Source organism: Nocardia sp. NPDC003726, from assembly GCF_053586955.1.
This window is the reverse complement of sequence record NZ_JBSFNF010000007.1, coordinates 115,078-133,180: the sequence shown is the minus strand read 5'-3', so window position 1 is coordinate 133,180 and position 18,103 is coordinate 115,078. Positions and strand designations below refer to the sequence as shown.

Below are 18,103 nucleotides of genomic sequence, written 5' to 3'. Positions count from 1 at the left end.
AGCCTTGGGCGCGGCGACTTTCGGAGGAACATCAGGCGGCCGTGCGGTTCGCCGCGGTCGCCCGCAGGCTTCCAGACCCGCGCCGCCAGGATCGCAGTATCCCGGCTGCCCACAGGGCGACCCCGATGTAGAGCACCTGTTCCGGGATGCGCGCCCACAGCGGCGTCGCGGGTGCGCCGTTGAACGGAATGCCGGAGACAGCCGCGTGGACATTGGCGGGCAGCATGACGACGAACAGTGCGGCGAGCCCGAGCCCCGCTGTTCGGCGGGTGCGTGCGAGGAAGAGGCCCGCTGCGCCCAGCAGTTCCAGGACGCCGGTCAGGTAGACCATCGCGCCGGGGAAGGGGACGAACGGCGGCACCATCGGGAGCAGATCGGCATGAGTGGGCACGGGGGATTCCGTGAACGCGTCCGGGAGAAAATGCGTCGTGCCGGTCATGATGAGCATCACGCCGAGAGCGTAGGCGGCGCAGGTGGGCCAGGCGGCGAACCGGAGTACGCCGAAAGCGCCCGCCGTGCGCAGCGCGAGCAGGGTGGTCAGCAGAACGACGAGGGTTTCCATCACGCCTCCGTGGGGACAGGCCGGCCGGGCGCCGGGGTGGTGGTGAGCCGGATGAGCAGGTAGAGCAGGACGCCGAGCGGCGCGAACAGGATGGTGAGCGCCAGCAGCGGGCTGATCAGCAGCGATGGGAGACGGCGGGTGCGGCTGTCGAGGAAGATCCAGCGGCCGAGGAACAGGTCGAAGGCCACGAAATGCGCCCAGGCCGCCGCGGCGCCGGCGCTCGAACCCAGCACCGCGCGCAGGCCGGACAGTTCCGGGTCGGCCAGCGCCGGGGCGAGTGTGGCGAACTCGGGCACGACCAGTGCCGCGTAGACGATCAGCGGCGGCAGGCAGACGAGCGGCGAGGCGACGATCGCCCCGGTCCGCCGCCACTTCGGCGCCAGGATCATCAGCGCCCAGAACGGCGCCGCGAACCAGAAGGTGATATCGAAGAACAGTTCCGTCATCGGCCCGCTCCGATCGGGAATCGCCGTACGGCAGCGTCTTTCGGCCGGACCGCGACGGCCGTGGCCGCTGTGGCGGCGAGGACGACCGCGGCGAACGCCGCGAGGGTGGTCACGTCGGGACGGACCACCGACTGTCCGCGCAGCGCCTGCCAGGTCAGCACCGCGAGCAGCGCGGCGTAGGTCGCCGCGGCGATCACGACGAGCGTTCGCCTGGTGCCCGGCGCGCGCAGGACCGGGAATCGCCGCGACCCGTGCTCGAGAGCGAGCAGAAGCAGTGGAATCACTTGCAGTGCATGCATGCCGAGGAAATGCGGGACGCGCAGATCGCCGGCGACCGTGCTCCATCCGAGGAAGGGCAACCCGGGACCACCGTCGGGAAGCCCGACGGTGTGGGCGCCGCGGATCGAGCTGCCCGCCGCCCGCTGTTCGGCCGTCGGCGCCACCATCAGCATGCCGAGCGCGGCGCCCGCGAGGGAGAGCGCGGCACCGTAACGGATCGCCGCGGCGCGGGCGGGGTCGGCCGCCGGATGAGCGAACAATGCGGCCGACACGACCATGGTGGCGAGCCAGACCACCACGATGGACGACCCCATGAGGTCCCACAGCGCCGCGTTCAGCGGCGTCGTGAAATTGAAGTGGCTGGTGGTGCCCCGCAGGATCTGGGTGGTGATGACGACGAGTTCCACCGCCAAGCCCAGTGCCGCCACCGTCCCCGCCCACCACGCGACGCGCCGCCACCCGGTGAGCTGGGCGAGCAACCACGCCCAGGTGACGGCGTAGACCAGCACGGAAAGGGCGAACTTCGCGGACTTCGCCCATATCGGTAAGCCGGTGATGGTGCGGTCGTCGATGAGCATGCCCCCGATCGACCAGCCGACCAGGAGCGTCATGGCGACGGCGAGCAGCATCAGCGGCCGATGCCAGGAGAGGGCTGGGAAGCGCTGGAAAAGGGCGGTCACGACAAGTCGACCTTTCGAGACTGAAGGTATCGATAGTTGCACTATCAGTAGCAATTATGGATAGCTGTACTATCCGTTGTCAAGCAGCCGACCGAACCCGAGGAGTCCGATGCGGATCGCCGAACTCAGCCGCGCCAGCGGCGTTCCCGCCGCGACGATCAAGTACTACGTGCGCGAGGGGCTCCTGCCTTCCGGTGTGCGGACCCATCGCAATCAGGCCGAATACAGCGACGCCCACGTCGGCAGGCTGCGGCTGATCCGGGCCCTGGTGGATATCGGCGGCGTGTCCATCGAAGCGGCGAAGGAACTGCTCGCCGCGCTCGACAGCGGCAGCCTGTCCGCGCGCGACGCCCTCGGCCACGTGCAGTACGCGCTGGGCGGGCGGCGCTCGCCGGTCGGAGACGAACGACGGGCGGCCGCCGCCGATGACGTCGCGGCACTGCTGGACCGGCGCGGCTGGCGGATCGAGGACGACAGCCCGGCCCTCGGCACCCTCGTCGACGTCTGTGCCGCGCTGCGCCTGCTCGGCCACGACGAGGTGGTGGCCGCGCTGGACGACTACGCGAGCGCCAGCGAAGCCATCGCCGTCACCGACATCGCCCTGGTGCGCGACGAACCCGGCCTGGAGCGGATGACCGAAACCGCCATCGTCGGAACGATTCTGGGCGACACGCTGCTCGCGGCGTTGCGCAGGCTGGCGCAGGAACATCTGTCCAGCACGCTGTTGCCGCCGGACGACGCCTCCGGCGAGGTTTAGCCCGGCCCGCGCGCGGCATGCCGGAAACAGGAACCATCCCGACGGAAGGAGAGCACTCATGACCGATCAGCTCAATGGGACGCGGGTGCTGATCATCACCTCGAACACGGGAGTGGAGCGGGACGAACTGCTGGTGCCGCGCGACGAACTGCGCGAGCGCGGCGCGCGGGTCACCCACGCCGCGCCGAAGCGAGAAGAGGTGCAGACGTACCTGCACGACACCGAGAAGGACACCGCCGTGCAGCCGGACGCGTCGTTGCACGAGGTCTCCGTGGACGATTACGACGTGCTGGTCGTGCCCGGCGGCACGGTGAACGCGGACAAGCTGCGGGTCACCGACCGGGCGATCGAGCTGGCGAAGGAGTTCGCGGGGGCGGGCAAGCCGATCGCGGCGATCTGCCACGGCCCGTGGCTGCTCGTGAACGCCGAACTGGTCCGCGGCAAGACGCTGACCTCGTATTTCTCGCTGCGCACCGACATCGCCAACGCGGGTGGCGACTGGGTCGACGAAGCGGCGGTGCGCTCCGCCGAGGGCGGATGGACCCTGCTCACTTCGCGCAACCCCGGCGATCTGCCCGACTTCGTGCACGCCATCACCCGCGAAGTGGTCCCTGCCGCGCGTTGACCCGGCGCGGCTATCGATTCAGTTGCCCGCCAGCGGTTTTCGCGGGTCGATCGCGATGCCCAGCTCGCGCAGCCGGTTGTCGATGAGCAGCCAGCACTCGGTGGCCAGGCGGTCGACGAGGGCGGCCTCGGTGGTGTCGTGGTGTTCCAGCCACCAGCGCACCGAGGCGTCCACCAAGCCGAGCAGCGCCACCACCACCCGGTCCGCGGCCAGCGGGTCGCCCCCGAATTCCGGCAGGTAGCGGGTCGCCGCCGCGGAGATCTCGGCGGCGAACGCGCTCCCGCCGACGCGCGGTTCGTTGCGGCCGCGCCGATAGTCGCGTCCGACCAGGAAGCGATACAGATTCGGATGCTCGGCGGCCCAGCGCACGTGCTGGGCCAGCGGCGCGCGAATGATGTCCATGGGTGTGCCGTCCACCGCCAGTCGCGCGCGAATCCGCTCGGTCAGATCGCGGTGCGCGTGCCGGGCGACGGCCAGGTCCAGTTCCTCTTTGCTGGCGAAATGCCGGTAGACGTGCGTGCGGGCCAGTCCGGCGCGGTCGGCGATCTTTCCGGTCAGCGCGTGCGGCCCGTCCTCCTCGATCGCCGCGATCGCGGCTTGCACGATGGCCCGGCGCCGCTCGTCGCGGCCGGGGCGATCGCGCGTGGCACGCCGCGCTTGCGCGGTGTCCACCCAAGGTTGTCGTGCCACGGCGCTCAGCGTATCGGCAGGAGAATCGAGTGGTACACCTTGTACCCGGCAGCTCATTGGTACACACTGTACCCGTAACTGTCGGTATCAGACTTTCGCAAGGAACCCCGATGACGACCTACCGGTCCGCCTGGCTCGACGACGACCTGGACGCCCTGCGCGAGCTCGCCCGCTCGTTCTTCGCGAAGGAGCTGACGCCGAACATCGACAAGTTCATCGAGCAGCACCACGTCGACCGTGACTTCTGGAACAAGGCGGGCGCGCTCGGCCTGCTGTGCGCGTCGATCCCCGAGGAGTACGGCGGTGGCGGCGGCACCTTCGCGCACGAGGCCGTGCTGATCGAGGAGCAGGCCAAGGCGTTCGACACGTCCTGGGGCGCCACCCTGCACAGCGGCATCGTCGCGCACTACCTGCTGCACTACGGCACCGAAGAGCAGAAGCGGCAGTGGCTGCCCAAGATGGCCAGCGGCGAGGTCGTCGGCGCGATCGCCATGACCGAGCCCGGCACGGGGTCGGACCTGCAGAACGTCAAGACCAAGGCCATCCGCGACGGTGACGAGTACGTGGTGAACGGCTCCAAGACCTTCATCACCAACGGCAGCCAAGCCGATCTCATCATCGTGGTCGCCAAGACCGACACCAGCGAAGGCGCCAGCGGCATCTCGCTGATCCTGGTCGAGGCCGACCGGCCCGGCTTCCGGCGCGGCCGGGTGCTGGACAAGGTGGGCCAGAAGGGCCAGGACACCTCCGAACTGTTCTTCGAAGACGTCCGGGTTCCGGTCTCGAACCTGCTCGGCACGCAGGAGGGGCAGGGTTTCGTCCAGCTGATGCAGCAGCTTCCGCAGGAGCGGCTGATCATCGCCGTCGGATCGGTCGCCGGGATGGAGGCCGCGCTCGAGGTGACGCTGCGCTACACCAAGGAGCGCCACGCCTTCGGCAAGCCGCTGTTCGCCTTCCAGAACACCAAGTTCACCCTCGCCGAGGCGGCCACGGAGACCCGGGTGGCCCGGGTGTTCCTCGACGACTGCATCATGCGGCATCTGCGCGGGGAACTGGACATCCCGACCGTCGCCATGGCCAAGTGGTGGACCACCGATCGCGCGATGGCGGTGGCCGACGAGTGCCTCCAACTGCACGGCGGCTACGGCTACATGACCGAATACCCGATTTCGCGGATGTGGACCGACAGCCGCGTCCAGAAGATCTACGGCGGCACCAACGAGATCATGAAAGAGATCATCGCCCGCAGTCTGTGATCGCGCGGCCGACGGTGTTGGCGAAGCGCCAACACCCTGTCGGGCCGCGCACCAGAGGGCCTACGCTTCGGTGACGTCCACCGAGGTGGCCGTGGCAGAGACAACGAGGTGCCAGCCACCTCAGGCGTGAAGGGACGATTGCGATGAGCGACGTCGAGACTCCTCCGTTCAAGGACATCGTCAACGGTGCGTTGGAATTCACCATCCCGATCGCGCACAAGATGGGCGTGCAGGCGGTGGAGGTGCGGCGTGGTCACGCGGCGACCTCGGTGCCCGCCGAGGGCAACGGCAACCACTTCGGCGTGATGTACGCCGGGGTGCTGTTCACCGTGGCCGAGATCCTCGGCGGCGCGATCGCGGTCGCCACCTTCGACAACTCGGCGTTCTATCCGCTGGTGAAGGACCTGCACATCTTCTTCCGCAAGCCGGCCAAGACGGATGTGCGCGCGGAGGCGACACTGACCGAGGACGAGATCGCGCGCATCACCGCCGAGGCGGCGGCGAACGGCAAATCCGACTTCACGCTGCGGGCCGTGGTCACCGACACCGACGGCGTGATCGTGGCGGAGACCGAAGGGCTCTACCAGTTGCGGGCGCACGGCAAGTAGCCCGCGCCGGCGCCGGAGCGGATCGCGAGCGCGCTTCCGGCGCCGGTCTGCCGCATCCTGCGGTGAGATCGACGCGGAGGACTCATTTCCGCCAGGTCGCAGGGCTCGCTCCGAGGTCACGGAGCGGTCGCGGGACGGGTGCCGTGCCTTGGCGTCACGGGTGCATTTCCGCGGCTTCGGAAAGATAACGGCTCGGTAGCTGCTGCCTTCGCGGCGCCCGCGCGAGCGTCGTTGCGCCTACTACTGCAAGTCGTGGACCTGCGAAAATGCGATCTGCTTCACCATATCGCGGTGATCTCGATCACATAACGACGCTGTAACAGCCGATCCATATCGCGCGATTTCTCGCGAACGACCTGCGTGGATGGCCCAGAGTCTCGACCAGGGGTCAAACCTCACCGGGCGTTATTCGAACGTGATCTGCCGCGACATCTCCGCTAACGTCGGTGACGACTCGGGGCAACACCGAGATCGAGCTCGAATCGCAGAACGCCGGAAACCCTGTCCCGCGGTTCGAGTGTCCACGACATTCCTGGGGACAGGGGCGCGGCGAATTCGCCGAGCCGGTGGGCGCAGGCGGGAAATCTCATGTCGCAAAACCGTAAATTCACCACTCGTGTTCTCGGCTTCACCGCGGCCATCGGCGCCTTCGTCGCCGTGCCGTTCGGCCTGTCCACCGCGACCGCTTCGGCCCACAACTGGGACGCCGTCGCGCAGTGCGAGAGCAGTGGCAACTGGTCCACCAACACCGGTAACGGCTTCTCGGGCGGCCTGCAGTTCACCCAGAGCACCTGGGAGGCCAACGGCGGCAGCGGCAGCCCGGCCAACGCCAGCCGGGAAGAGCAGATCCGCGTCGCCGAGAACGTCCTCGCGACCCAGGGGCCGGGCGCCTGGCCCGTGTGCGGCGCTTACCTCTGATGCGCCACCGGCGCCTACCGCGAATGCGCGGTAGGCGCCGGATTGTTTTTGCCGATAATACCCTTCGGCGCGATCGGCGATTATCTGAGGAATCTTGCTGATAATTCGCGATTCGATCAGCAATTCGAATTCGGATTCACCGAACCCGGATTCGTCTCGTTCTTCCGCGGCTCGGGATCACGCCGGTCGCCGTCAGGTAACGCCGCGGCACGGCGCAGGCGTGCGCCGCGCCGCGGCTCGTACCGGTCGCTGTCAGGTAACGGTGCTCAGGCTCGCCACAGTTGGTCACCGGAGCGCGACAGCACGATGTTCGGCACCACCGCGTTCCGGGACAGCCGGGTGATCGCCAAGACCATCTCGGCGATGTCACCGGTGGTGAGCATGGCCGACCGGTCGAGGACATCACGCTTCCACGCGGTCATGTCGGTGTCGACGTAGCCGGGGGACACCGCCGTCGCGCTGACGCCGTTCGCGGACTCCTCCAGCGACACCGTCTCGCACAGCGAAATGAGCGCCGCCTTGGTCGCCCCGTAGGCCGCGAGGCCGGCCTCGCCCGCGACGCCGGTGATCGAAGCGAGCGCGACGATCTTCGCGCCGCGCTCCCGATCCTCGTCCGCGCTCTTGCGCAGCAACGGCAGCGCGGCCTGGATCAGCGTCAGCGGCGCGCGGAAATTCACGTCGAGCATGCGCTCGTACGCCTTGGCGGGCAGATCGGCCACGGCGCCCGCCGTGCCGGTGCCCGCGCTCAGCACCAGCGTGTTCATGCCGCCGAACCGTTCCTCGTGCGCCTGGACCAAGGCGCGCACCTGATCGAGGTCGTTCATCTGCGCGACCACCGGGTGCACTTCGGCCCCGGTTTCCGCGCGCAGGCGCGCCGCGGTCTGCTCGAGCGTGTCGAGCGTGCGCGCGGCGAGGGTCAGGTGATAACCCTCACCGGCGAGGCGGCGTGCCACCTCGGCGCCGATGCCGCGCGAGCCTCCGGTGATCAGTGCGGTGCGGACGCTCATCCGAGGCGTTCGATGATCGTCGCGTTGGCCAGGCCGCCCGCCTCGCACATCGTCTGCAGGCCGTAGCGGCCTCCGGTCTGCTCCAAGTGGTTGACCAGCGTCGCCAGGATGCGGGTGCCGGAGGCGCCGAGCGGGTGACCGAGGGCGATCGCGCCGCCGCGCGGGTTCAGCTTGTCCGGATCGGCGTCCAGTTCGTGCTGCCAGACCAGCGGCACGGGCGCGAACGCCTCGTTCACCTCGTAGGCATCGATGTCGTCGATGCTCAGCCCGGCGCGATCGAGCACCTTGCGGGTGGCCGGGATCACGGCCGTGAGCATGAGCAGGGGATCGTCGCCCACCACGGAGAAGGAGTGGAACCGGGCGCGCGGCCGCAGGCCCAGTTTCGCCGCCGCCTCCTCGCTCATGATCAGCGCGGCCGAGGCGCCGTCGGTCAGCGGGGAGGAGTTGCCCGGTGTGATCGACCACTCGATCTCGGGGAAGCGCGCGGTGTACTGGTCGTCGACGAAGGCGGGCCGCAGCTTCGCCAGGCTTTCGCCGGTGGTGGCGGGCCGGATCGTCTCGTCGGCCGTCAGCGTGCCCGCCGCGACCAGTTCGTTGTCGAAACCGCCGCGCGCCGCGGTCTCGGCGGCGAGCCGATGCGAGCGGGCCGCGAACTCGTCGAGCGCGGCGCGATCGAACTTCCACCGGGCGGCGATCACCTCGGCCGCGATGCCCTGCTGGATGAGGCCGTCCGGGTAGCGGTGGGCCAGCGGCCCGCGGTTGGCGTCCTTGCCCTGGCCGTTGGAGAACATCGGCGCGCGGCTCATCGATTCGACGCCGCAGGCGATCGCGACGTCGTAAGCGCCCGCGATGACGCCCTGCGCCGCGAAGTGCGCGGCCTGCTGGCTCGACCCGCACTGCCGGTCCACCGTGGTGGCCGGCACCGACTCCGGGAATCCGGCGGCCAGCGCGGCGGTCCTGCTGATGTTGAACGCCTGCTCCCCGCTCTGGGTGACGCATCCGCCGACGACGTCGTCCACCACGGCGGGATCGAGGTCGTTGCGGGCGACGAGTTCGGCGAGCACGCCCGCGAGCAGGGTGGCCGGATGCACGTCCGACAGGCCGCCGCCTGCCTTGCCCTTACCGGACGGTGTGCGGACGACATCGACGACGACGGCGGACCTCATGGGCCATCTCCGATCAGATAAGTTAACTGCCATTCGCAGTTAAGTTAACACAGATTCACCGCTGAGGGCCATGCCGGGGCGTGTCGCGACGGGTGCGAAGTACGGGTCGGACGGGAGTCGAGCGCAGCATCGCACTCGCACCCCGCTGGAACTCGAAATCGACGTCGGCGAGGTCCGATCGAACGCCGTCGCGGTCGAGTGGCTCCCTGAGTCGATCCAGCAGGTCGTCGAGCGTCCCCCGCGTGGCCGACGAGCGGGGAGACCCTGACCTCGCCACGGCTCAGCCGCGCCAGTTCCCGCAGCGCCGCCGGATGGAAGCCGAAATCCAACCCACGCGCGCACCGAGCTCGGCCGCCTCCGCCGCTGAACTCGCCGCGCCGCCGGGACAGTCCAGGATGTCGCCGCGCAAGTCGTCGTCGCCGAGGGAGAACATCGCGCGGTATTCGCTCAGCGATCGACCGGTGAGCAGATAGCCGCCCGCGTCGATCGAGTCGTGCTGGTCTCCCCTGCGTCGGACGGTAGCCAGCAACCGGGCACGGTGCGAGCCGGTTTCCACGTCTAGGGCTTGACCTCGGCGAGCGGCCTGCCGGGATACAGGCGCTGAATCGTCAGCGCGGCCGCCAGCAACCGGGAGTCGTGCGGGTCGGCGGGATCGACGCCGGTGAGTTCGGCGATGCGGCGCAGCCGATAGCTGAACGTGTTGGGGTGCACGTGGATCTCGGCGGCCGCGGCCTTGCGGTCGGAGCCGTGGCGCAGGTGCGCGTCGAGGGCTTCCAGCAGGTGCGGGCTGTCCAGGATCGGGGCGATGCGCTCGGCCAGCCGCGTGCGGGCGGTGCCGGGCCTGGTGAGCTGGTACTCCAACAGCAGGTCGTCGAGCTGGTAGACGCCTGGGGGGCGGCCGAGCAGGCGCGCGAGTTCGGCGAGGTCGGTGGCTTCCTTCGCGGTCCGCGCGATGGCGTCCATCGGCACGGCGGGATAGGCGGCGACGAACACCGGGATCCCGAAGTTCTCGGTCAGTTCCGCGGCGAGTCCGGCATGGCGCGCGCCGTCGGGCTCGGCGTCGGAACCACTGGGCAGCAACGCGATTCCGCTCCAGCCGTCGAAGGTGGCCAGCGTCGTGGTGCCCGCGAGGGCGTCGAGGGCGCGGTGCAGCAGGCGGATGCGGCGGCGCCCGACGAGCGTGGCGACCTTGCTCGGCTGGTCGTCGGGCCGGATGTGGATGGCGAGCACCGTGTAGCGCTCGGCCAGGGCGGTGTCCGCCCGCGCCGCCAGTTCCGCCGCGGGCAACCCGTGCAGCAGCGCCGAGCACAGCGCCCGGCGCGCCTCCCGCTCGGCGTTGTAGATGGACTGCTCGACCTCGGTGTAGGTCTCCACGACCGTGACGTTGATCTGCATGAGCAGGTCGAGCAGCCTGCTGCCGATCAGCACGAGATCATCGAGTTCCTCGCGGGAGGCCAGCGCGGCCGCCTCCTGGAGCACCGACTGCGCGGAACCGTGGATGGCCTCGATCAGCACGGGCAGCGGAAACCGGTCCTCGGCGTGCCGCTCGGCCACCGGGGCGACGAACGTCGCGACCTCGGTCTTGGTGAAACTGCGCTGTTCGCCGATCGCTTGGAGCACGGCGCGGCCGCACGCGTAGATCGCCGGAAGCACCTCCGCGGTGAAATGCCCCTCGGGCAGGTCGGCGGCGGGCGGAGTGGTGCCGAGGCCCGCGGCGAGCATGCGCTCGGCGATCTGCGGCCAGCGGGTGAGCAACCGGGCGACGAGCGGAGCGTCTCCGGTCACCGGGGACAACACGACGGACATGGGCCGATTGTTTCCGACCACAGAAACCGGCGGCAAGGTCGCGGTCGCGGTCGCTCGATTTTTGGCTCGCACGCCAACATTCCGGATGAAATGTTCTCCTCCAGGTGCAGTGACACCGCTGCGGCACGCGCCCTACATTCGGAAAGCGGCTCGCGATCATGGTCCCGATCACATTCGTTCCGAAGTGTGGCGTGGCAGACATTTGTCGCGGTGCCCTCCGCACCGCTGGGCCGCATTCGTTCGGTGCGAATGGAAGTGAACTGAATGTTGGCAATGATGCACAACGCTCGGAAGGCGATTCTCGGAGCCGCGGTGATCGCGGGCGTGACCATGGCGACCGCGCTCGGGGGCGGAGCGGCGCACGCGCAGCAAGAGATCGAACCGACACAGCAGGCGCTCGCCGATTACATCAGCGCGGGCCTGACACCCGCTCCGGACGGCAGACAGCCGCGCGCGATCGTGGACACCGGCAGCTCATTGGGCTGGCCGACCAGCGTCGCGTCCGACGCCTTCGGCGAAGGCCCGGAGATGTCGGCGTACCTGGCGGCGTTCGCCTATGGCCTGACCCACCCCGACGCCGCCCCGCCCGGGGCCAACCGCTGGAACTGCACTCCCGCCGCCGAACACCCGCGTCCGGTGGTGCTGCTGCACGGCACCTGGCTCAACGCCTACGACACCTTCTCCTACTTGTCCCCGCGCCTGGCCCGCGCCGGATTCTGCGTGTTCGCCTTCAATTTCGGGCGCTCCGGCATCCTGGAGGGGGGCGGTCTCGGCCCGATCCTTCCCGGTCGCTTCGGGGTGGGCCGGATGGAGGACTCGGCGGCGCAGTTGCGCGATTTCGTCGACCGGGTGCTGGCCACGACCGGTGCGCAGGCCGTCGACATCGTCGGCCACTCGCAAGGCGGCACGGTCGCCGACCACTATCTGAAATTCGAAGGCGGGCAAGGCAAAGTCGGCAAGCTGGTGAGCCTGGGCGCGACGCATCACGGCACGTCGCTGATGGGCATCGCCACCCTGGGCCGGATCATCAACAATCTGGGCGTCGACATCCTCGGTTTCTACGAGCCGCTGGTCGGGCTCGCGAATATCCAGCAGGCGGTCGGCTCACCGTTCTACGCCGCCCTGAACGCGCAGGGTGACACGGTGCCCGGCGTCGCCTACACGGCGATCGGCTCCCGGCACGACGAGGTGACCAACCCCTATCAATGGACGTTCCTGCGAGCGGGTCCGGACGCGACGGTGGACAATGTCACGCTGCAAGACGGGTGCGAGCAGGATATGTCCGACCACCTGACGATGATGTATTCCCCACGGGCGGCGTCGATCGTGCTGCACGCGCTCGACCCGGTCGCCCAGCCGTCGCTGGAATGCACGTTCAATCCGTGGATGATCGGCGGCAGCGGCAGCTTGTGATCCGCTGTCACTGCATCGACGCGAGAATCCGCGAGCGTTTGATTGGCACTCGGGACAATTCTTTTCCGGCCACGACCTTGATTGGGTGAATACGGGTTCGGATGCCCGCGATCACGGCTGTGCCGTCGGAAAGGAAGAACCGGATGAGTGTGCGACTCGAAAGGGATGGCGGCCCGGTGCCGCCTCATCCGGCGGCGTTCTCGGCTCGGCCGGTACTGCCCGAAGACGATCCGTTCTATGTTCCACCGCCCGCGGTCGGGCGCTTGCGCCGCGGCGCGATCGTGCGCACGCGGGCGGTGCGGATCGGCTTCTTCGGCATTGTGCCCCAGCGCATCTCGGCCTGGCAGCTGCTGTATCGGACGTGTGATCTGCACGGAACTCCCGAGGTCGCGGTGACCACCGTGTTGTTGCCGTGGGACGCGGATCCGGCCGAGCCGCGCCCGCTGGTCTCGTTCCAGTGCGCGATCGACGCGGTGGCCTCGAAATGTCTTCCCTCCTATTCGCTGCGACGCGGGGCGCGGGCGGCGGGGTCGATTCCCCAGCTCGAGCTGCCGCTGATCGCCAGCGCACTGGCGCGCGGCTGGGCGGTGTCGGTGCCGGACCACGGTGGAACCGCGGGGAGATTCGGCGTGGCCAGGGAGCCGGGATACCGCGCGCTGGACGGGGTGCGCGCCGCTGTCGCCTTCATGCCGCTGGGGCTGGACCCGGACACACCCGTGGCGCTGTGGGGTTACTCGGGCGGGGGATTGGCCACGGCCTGGGCCGCGGAGATGGCCGCGGAATACGCGCCGGAGCTCAATATCGTCGGCGCGGTCGCCGGGTCGCCGGTCGGGGACCCGGCCGCCGCGTTCGTCCGGCTCAACGGAACGCTTTTCGCGGGGTTCGCGGCGGTCTTCACCGCCGGGCTGCGCCGCGGCTATCCGGAACTGGACCGCCTGCTGCGCGCCCATCTGGACGCGCGGTATCTCGGCTGGCTCGCCGAGACCGAGACCACCGCGACGTTCCCGCTGCTGTATCGCTTCGCCCGCCGCGACATCGACAAGCACAGCGACGCGGGGCTGACCGCCATGCTCCAGCAGGACGGGCTGCGGCGGATCCTCGATGACATCCACCCCGGCGGCCGAGCGCCCGCCATGCCGGTGCTCGTGCTGCAAGGCGTGCACGACGAGGTGATCGCGGTCGCCGACGTGGACGGCCACGTCGCGCGCTACGTCGCGGCGGGCGCGCACGTGCGCTATCTGCGCGACCGGCTCAGCACCCATCTGCTGCTGCAATTCCTGGCGCTGCCGGTGATGGTGGATTGGCTCGCCGGTCGTTTCGCCGGTCGCGAGCTGCCCCCGGCCGGTACGCGCACCCAGTGGTCGCTCGCCTGTGCCGGTCCGGCGTTGCGCGGTCACCTGGGTTTCGCGGGTCTGCTCCTGCGCATGTGGCTCGGACGGCCGATCCGCGCGCCGCGCCCGCCCGCGCCGTCGCGTCCTCGCCCGCGCCGCCTGTCCGTCGTCACCGCGGCTCTCCGCAAACCGTTGTCCTGATTCCTCTGATCACCTGCCGCCGCGCGGCGGGTACGAGATTCCGGTGTCACGTCACATAGGTGTCCGTTTTGCTCTAGCGTGAGCACGGTCGGTGCCGAGAGGGGTCGTGGATGCGTAGCGGGATGCTGAGTGTGGCGCAATTGCGGGACCGGGTCGACACGGGCGAGATCGACACGGTGCTGGTCGCGATGACCGACATGCAGGGACGACTGCAAGGGAAGCGCTGCGCGGCACGATATTTCCTGGACGAAGTGCTCGAGCACGCCACCGAGGCGTGCGGCTACCTGCTCGCGGTGGACGTGGACATGACGACCGTCGACGGTTACGCCCTCTCCTCCTGGGAGACCGGGTACGGCGACGTCGTGCTGCGGCCGGATCTGCGCACGTTGCGGACGGTGCCGTGGTGGCCGGGCACGGCCATGGTGCTCTGCGATGTGGAGCACGTGGTGCCGGAAGGGCGGGCGGTCGCGGCTTCCCCGCGTCAGGTGCTGCGCCGACAGCTGGACCGGCTGAGCGAGCGTGGCCTGCGCGCGTTCGTGGGGACCGAACTCGAGTTCCTGGTGTTCGACGACAGCTACGAGGCGGCCTGGAGCGCGGGGTATCGCGGGCTGACGCCGGCCAATCAGTACAACGTCGACTACTCGCTGCTGGGCACCGGGCGGATCGAGCCGCTGCTGCGCCGCATCCGCAAGGAGATGGACGGCGCGGGCATGTATGTCGAGTCGGCCAAGGGCGAGTGCAACCCCGGCCAGCACGAGATCGCCTTCCGGTACGACGAAGCCCTGGTCACCTGCGACAACCACAGCATCTACAAGACCGGTGCGAAGGAGATCGCGGCGCAGGAAGGGCGCAGCCTCACCTTCATGGCGAAATACAACGAGCGCGAGGGCAATTCCTGCCACATCCATCTGAGCCTGCGCGGCGCGGCGGGCGAGGCGGTCTTCGCCGGCGACGGCGCGGACGGCATGTCGCCGCTGATGCGGCACTTCATCGCGGGCCAGCTGGACTGCCTGCGCGAGTTCACCTACCTGCTGGCTCCGAACATCAACTCCTACAAGCGATTCGCGGTGGGCAGCTTCGCGCCGACCGCGATCGCGTGGGGCCGGGACAACCGCACCTGCGCCATCCGCGTGGTCGGCGAGGACCACGCGCTGCGCTTGGAGAACCGGGTGCCCGGCGGCGACGTGAACCCGTATCTGGCCGTGGCCGCGCTGATCGCGGCGGGGCTGCACGGCATCGATCGAGGGCTGCCGCTGGAGCCGGAATTCAAGGGCAACGCCTACCACTCCGAGCGCCCCCGGGTGCCGCGCACGCTGCGCGAAGCGGCCCAGCTCTTCGGTGACAGCGCGGTGGCCCGCGCGGCCTTCGGTGATGATGTAGTGGAGCATTACCGCAACGCGGCGCGGGTAGAGCTGGACGCCTACGACGCCGCGGTCACCGACTGGGAGCGTATCCGTGGTTTCGAACGACTCTGAGGTCGCGGGAGCCCGTCCCGTGATCGGGCTGCCCACGTATGTGGAGCGGGCCCGCTTCAACGCCTGGGACCTGCCGTGCGCGGTGCTGCCGCACGCCTACGTCGAGATGGTGGCCGCCGCGGGCGGCATCCCGGTGCTGCTTCCGCCGGCGGGCGCCGCGCGGCCCGAGCTGGTGCGGCGGCTGGACGGGTTGCTGCTGACCGGCGGCGCGGACATCGATCCCGCCCGCTACGGCGGCCCTTCGGCCGGGATACCCGGCTACACCAGGCCGGACCGCGACGAGTCCGAGTTCGGTCTGTTCGAGCTGGCCAGGGCCGCGGGCATGCCGATCCTCGCGGTCTGCCGCGGGCTGCAACTGGCGAACGTGGCGCTGGGCGGCACGTTGATCCCGCATCTGCCCGATGTGGTCGGCCACGACGAGCATTCCGGCGTCGCGGGCGGGTTCACCGCCACCAGGGTGCTGACCATCGCGGGCAGCCGGGTCGCGCGGCTGGCCGGTCCCGAGGTGAAGGTGCACTGTCACCATCACCAAGCCGTCGATCGGCTCGCCGAGGGCCTGACCGCCAGCGCGTACGCCGCCGACGGCACGATCGAGGCGGCCGAGGCCACCGACGGGTCGTTCCTGGTCGGCGTGCAGTGGCACCCGGAGGCCGACGCCACCGATCGCAGGCTGGTCCTGGCGCTGACCGAGGCGGCGGACACCTATCGAAGGGAGCGGGACTCGTGACGACAGGGCAGGTGCTCAACCCGGCGACCGAACAGGTGGTCACGACCGTCGAGCTCGTCGGCGAAGCGCAGACCGATGCCGCCATCGCCGCGGCGCAGCGCGCCTCGGCCGCGTGGCGCGAGGTCGCGCCCGGCGACCGGGCCAGGTTGCTGCGCCGGTTCGCCGAGGCGGTGGACGCGGACCTGGAAAACCTGGCCCGCCTCGAGGTCGCCAACGCCGGGCACACCATCGGCAACGCGCGCTGGGAGGCGGGCAATGTCCGAGACGTCCTGCACTACGCGGCCGGGATGCCGGAACGGTTGCTGGGCAGCCAGATCCCGGTCGCGGGCGGAGTGGACATCACCTTCCACGAACCACTCGGCGTGGTCGGGGTGATCGTGCCGTGGAACTTCCCGATGCCGATCGCGGCTTGGGGTTTCGCGCCCGCGCTCGCCGCGGGCAACACCGTGGTGCTCAAACCCGCCGAACTCACGCCGCTGACCGCCCTGCGGCTCGGCGAACTCGCGCTCGAGGCTGGCCTGCCCGAGGGAGTGTTCCAGGTGCTGCCCGGCAAGGGATCGGTGGTGGGTCAGCGCTTCGTCACCCATCCGGCCGTGCGCAAAGTGGTGTTCACCGGCTCCACCGAGGTGGGCACCCAGATCATGGCGGGCTGCGCCCGGCAGGTGAAGCGGGTGACGCTGGAACTCGGCGGCAAGAGCGCGAACGTCGTGTTCGCCGACGCCGACCTGGAACAGGCGGCGGCGACCGCGCCATACGGCGTCTTCGACAACGCCGGGCAGGACTGCTGCGCCCGTTCCCGGATTCTGGTGCAGCGCAGTGTGTTCGACCGATTCCTGGAATTGCTGGAACCTGCCGTGCAGGGGGTGCGCGTCGGCGATCCGTCCGACGAATCCACTGAGATGGGGCCGCTCATCTCGGCCGCGCACCGGCAGCGGGTGGCCGAGTTCGTGCAGCCGTCGACCAAGGTGGCGTTCACCGGAAGCGCGCCGGACGGTCCCGGCTTCTGGTACCCGCCCACCGTGGTGCTGCCCGCCGCGCCCACCGACCGGGTGCTCACCGAGGAGGTGTTCGGCCCCGTGGTGGCGGTGGTCCCGTTCGAGGACGAGGCCGACGCGCTGCGCATCGCCAATGACACGAATTACGGCCTGTCCGGCTCCATCTGGACCAGGGACGTCGGCCGGGCGCTGCGCGTGGCCCGAGGGGTGGAGGCGGGCAACCTGTCGGTGAACTCGCATTCGTCCGTGCGGTACTGGACGCCGTTCGGCGGTTTCAAGCAATCCGGGCTCGGGCGCGAACTCGGGCCGGACGCCGCGCTCGCGTTCACCGAGACCAAGAACGTCTTCCTCGCCACGTAGTGACACCCGCACATCCGACAGGAGATACGTTGCAGCGCTTACAGGATCGAGTCGCCGTCGTCACCGGCGGCGGGAGCGGTATCGGTCTGGCCACGGTCCGTCGCTTCGCGGCGGAGGGGGCGAAGGTGGTGGTCGCCGACATCGACGCCGGGACCGGCGAGGCGGCGGCCAAAGAGGTCGGCGGCCGGTACGTGCACGTGGACGTCACCGACGAAGACCAGGTCAAGGCCATGTTCCAGACCGCGGTGGACACCTACGGCGGGCTGGACATCGCGTTCAACAACGCGGGCATCTCCCCGCCGGAGGACGATTCGATCCGCACCACCGGCCTCGACGCGTGGCGGCGGGTCCAGGAGGTCAACCTGACCTCGGTGTACCTGTGCAGCAAGTACGCCATCGAGCACATGCTCGAGCGGGGCAAGGGCTCGGTGATCAACACCGCGTCCTTCGTCGCGGTGATGGGCGCGGCGACCTCGCAGATCTCCTACACCGCCTCCAAAGGCGGCGTGCTGGCGATGAGCCGCGAACTCGGCGTGCAGTTCGCCCGCGACGGCATCCGGGTGAACGCGCTGTGCCCGGGTCCGGTGAACACCCCGCTACTGCGGGAGCTGTTCGCCAAGGACCCCGAGCGCGCCGCCCGCCGCCTGGTGCACGTGCCGCTCGGCCGGTTCGCCGAACCGGAGGAGATCGCCGCCGCCGTCGCCTTCCTCGCCAGCGATGACTCCTCGTTCATCACCGCGTCCCAGTTCCTGGTGGACGGCGGCATCGCGGGCGCGTACGTGACCCCGCTGTAGGGCCGCA

General features: G+C 69.5%; 19 protein-coding genes. 11 read left to right on the top strand and 8 right to left on the bottom strand.

Annotation, left to right across the window (positions count from 1 at the left end):
• Positions 1–31: 31 nt before the first annotated feature.
• The 3 genes from ACWDMM_RS12055 to ACWDMM_RS12045 are packed head-to-tail and all read right to left on the bottom strand — an operon-like array spanning position 32 to position 1,967.
• The gene (locus ACWDMM_RS12055; RefSeq protein WP_357108365.1) at positions 32–562 is read right to left on the bottom strand and encodes a DoxX family protein; all 531 of its coding nucleotides are present in this window, start codon (positions 560–562) and stop codon (positions 32–34) included.
• Positions 562–1,008, bottom strand: a complete 447-nt coding sequence (locus ACWDMM_RS12050) for an ABA4-like family protein (protein WP_357108368.1) — start codon at positions 1,006–1,008, stop codon at positions 562–564. Before ACWDMM_RS12050 ends, ACWDMM_RS12055 begins: the two co-directional genes overlap by 1 nt.
• On the bottom strand, positions 1,005–1,967 hold the full coding sequence (locus ACWDMM_RS12045) for a hypothetical protein (protein WP_357108371.1): 963 nt from the start codon (positions 1,965–1,967) through the stop codon (positions 1,005–1,007). The genes ACWDMM_RS12050 and ACWDMM_RS12045 overlap by 4 nt, the downstream gene beginning before the upstream one ends.
• A 109-nt stretch (positions 1,968–2,076) precedes the next feature.
• Between ACWDMM_RS12045 and ACWDMM_RS12040 the strand changes: the two genes are divergently transcribed.
• On the top strand, positions 2,077–2,724 hold the full coding sequence (locus ACWDMM_RS12040) for a MerR family transcriptional regulator (RefSeq protein ID WP_195078518.1): 648 nt from the start codon (positions 2,077–2,079) through the stop codon (positions 2,722–2,724).
• Between the two features lie 58 nt (positions 2,725–2,782).
• On the top strand, positions 2,783–3,349 hold the full coding sequence (locus ACWDMM_RS12035) for a type 1 glutamine amidotransferase domain-containing protein (RefSeq protein ID WP_357108375.1): 567 nt from the start codon (positions 2,783–2,785) through the stop codon (positions 3,347–3,349).
• Between the two features lie 18 nt (positions 3,350–3,367).
• On the opposite strand, the gene ACWDMM_RS12030 is transcribed toward ACWDMM_RS12035, so the two are convergent.
• Positions 3,368–4,039, bottom strand: a complete 672-nt coding sequence (locus tag ACWDMM_RS12030) for a TetR/AcrR family transcriptional regulator (RefSeq protein WP_357108378.1) — start codon at positions 4,037–4,039, stop codon at positions 3,368–3,370.
• 110 nt (positions 4,040–4,149) lie between these two features.
• On the opposite strand from ACWDMM_RS12030, the gene ACWDMM_RS12025 reads away from it, so the two are divergent.
• The 3 genes from ACWDMM_RS12025 to ACWDMM_RS12015 all read left to right on the top strand — a co-directional run bounded on the left by ACWDMM_RS12025 (position 4,150) and on the right by ACWDMM_RS12015 (position 6,821).
• Positions 4,150–5,295 carry an acyl-CoA dehydrogenase family protein gene (locus ACWDMM_RS12025; RefSeq protein WP_195078521.1) on the top strand — a complete coding sequence of 382 codons (1,146 nt, stop codon included), beginning with the start codon at positions 4,150–4,152 and terminating at the stop codon, positions 5,293–5,295.
• 143 nt (positions 5,296–5,438) lie between these two features.
• Positions 5,439–5,903, top strand: a complete 465-nt coding sequence (locus ACWDMM_RS12020) for a PaaI family thioesterase (protein WP_195078522.1) — start codon at positions 5,439–5,441, stop codon at positions 5,901–5,903.
• Between the two features lie 588 nt (positions 5,904–6,491).
• Complete coding sequence (locus ACWDMM_RS12015) at positions 6,492–6,821, top strand: transglycosylase family protein (RefSeq protein WP_195078523.1); 330 nt, start codon at positions 6,492–6,494, stop codon at positions 6,819–6,821.
• Between the two features lie 266 nt (positions 6,822–7,087).
• Here ACWDMM_RS12015 and ACWDMM_RS12010 read toward each other — a convergent pair whose 3' ends face one another.
• From ACWDMM_RS12010 to ACWDMM_RS11995, 4 genes are all read right to left on the bottom strand, one after another.
• Complete coding sequence (locus ACWDMM_RS12010; protein WP_357108386.1) at positions 7,088–7,828, bottom strand: SDR family NAD(P)-dependent oxidoreductase; 741 nt, start codon at positions 7,826–7,828, stop codon at positions 7,088–7,090.
• Positions 7,825–8,994: a thiolase family protein gene (locus ACWDMM_RS12005; protein ID WP_357108389.1), complete on the bottom strand. Its 1,170-nt coding sequence runs from the start codon at positions 8,992–8,994 to the stop codon at positions 7,825–7,827. Before ACWDMM_RS12005 ends, ACWDMM_RS12010 begins: the two co-directional genes overlap by 4 nt.
• A gap of 280 nt (positions 8,995–9,274) precedes the next feature.
• Entirely contained in the window at positions 9,275–9,523 is a 249-nt protein-coding gene (locus tag ACWDMM_RS12000) for a hypothetical protein (protein WP_357108392.1), read from the bottom strand.
• A gap of 29 nt (positions 9,524–9,552) precedes the next feature.
• Positions 9,553–10,800, bottom strand: coding sequence for a PucR family transcriptional regulator (locus tag ACWDMM_RS11995; RefSeq protein WP_357108395.1), 1,248 nt, complete (start codon positions 10,798–10,800; stop codon positions 9,553–9,555).
• Positions 10,801–11,073: 273 nt separating this feature from the next.
• On the opposite strand from ACWDMM_RS11995, the gene ACWDMM_RS11990 reads away from it, so the two are divergent.
• The 6 genes from ACWDMM_RS11990 to ACWDMM_RS11965 all read left to right on the top strand — a co-directional run bounded on the left by ACWDMM_RS11990 (position 11,074) and on the right by ACWDMM_RS11965 (position 18,096).
• Positions 11,074–12,213 (top strand): esterase/lipase family protein, encoded by a 1,140-nt coding sequence (locus ACWDMM_RS11990; protein WP_357108467.1) that lies wholly within the window; start codon positions 11,074–11,076, stop codon positions 12,211–12,213.
• A gap of 143 nt (positions 12,214–12,356) precedes the next feature.
• Positions 12,357–13,745 carry a lipase family protein gene (locus ACWDMM_RS11985; protein ID WP_357108398.1) on the top strand — a complete coding sequence of 463 codons (1,389 nt, stop codon included), beginning with the start codon at positions 12,357–12,359 and terminating at the stop codon, positions 13,743–13,745.
• A gap of 110 nt (positions 13,746–13,855) precedes the next feature.
• Positions 13,856–15,220 carry a glutamine synthetase family protein gene (locus tag ACWDMM_RS11980; protein ID WP_357108401.1) on the top strand — a complete coding sequence of 455 codons (1,365 nt, stop codon included), beginning with the start codon at positions 13,856–13,858 and terminating at the stop codon, positions 15,218–15,220.
• Positions 15,201–15,947 carry a gamma-glutamyl-gamma-aminobutyrate hydrolase family protein gene (locus ACWDMM_RS11975; protein WP_195078528.1) on the top strand — a complete coding sequence of 249 codons (747 nt, stop codon included), beginning with the start codon at positions 15,201–15,203 and terminating at the stop codon, positions 15,945–15,947. The genes ACWDMM_RS11980 and ACWDMM_RS11975 overlap by 20 nt, the downstream gene beginning before the upstream one ends.
• Positions 15,944–17,302: an aldehyde dehydrogenase family protein gene (locus ACWDMM_RS11970; RefSeq protein ID WP_195078529.1), complete on the top strand. Its 1,359-nt coding sequence runs from the start codon at positions 15,944–15,946 to the stop codon at positions 17,300–17,302. Before ACWDMM_RS11975 ends, ACWDMM_RS11970 begins: the two co-directional genes overlap by 4 nt.
• Positions 17,302–18,096: a 3-oxoacyl-ACP reductase gene (locus ACWDMM_RS11965; RefSeq protein ID WP_396944924.1), complete on the top strand. Its 795-nt coding sequence runs from the start codon at positions 17,302–17,304 to the stop codon at positions 18,094–18,096. Before ACWDMM_RS11970 ends, ACWDMM_RS11965 begins: the two co-directional genes overlap by 1 nt.
• Positions 18,097–18,103: the final 7 nt, after the last annotated feature.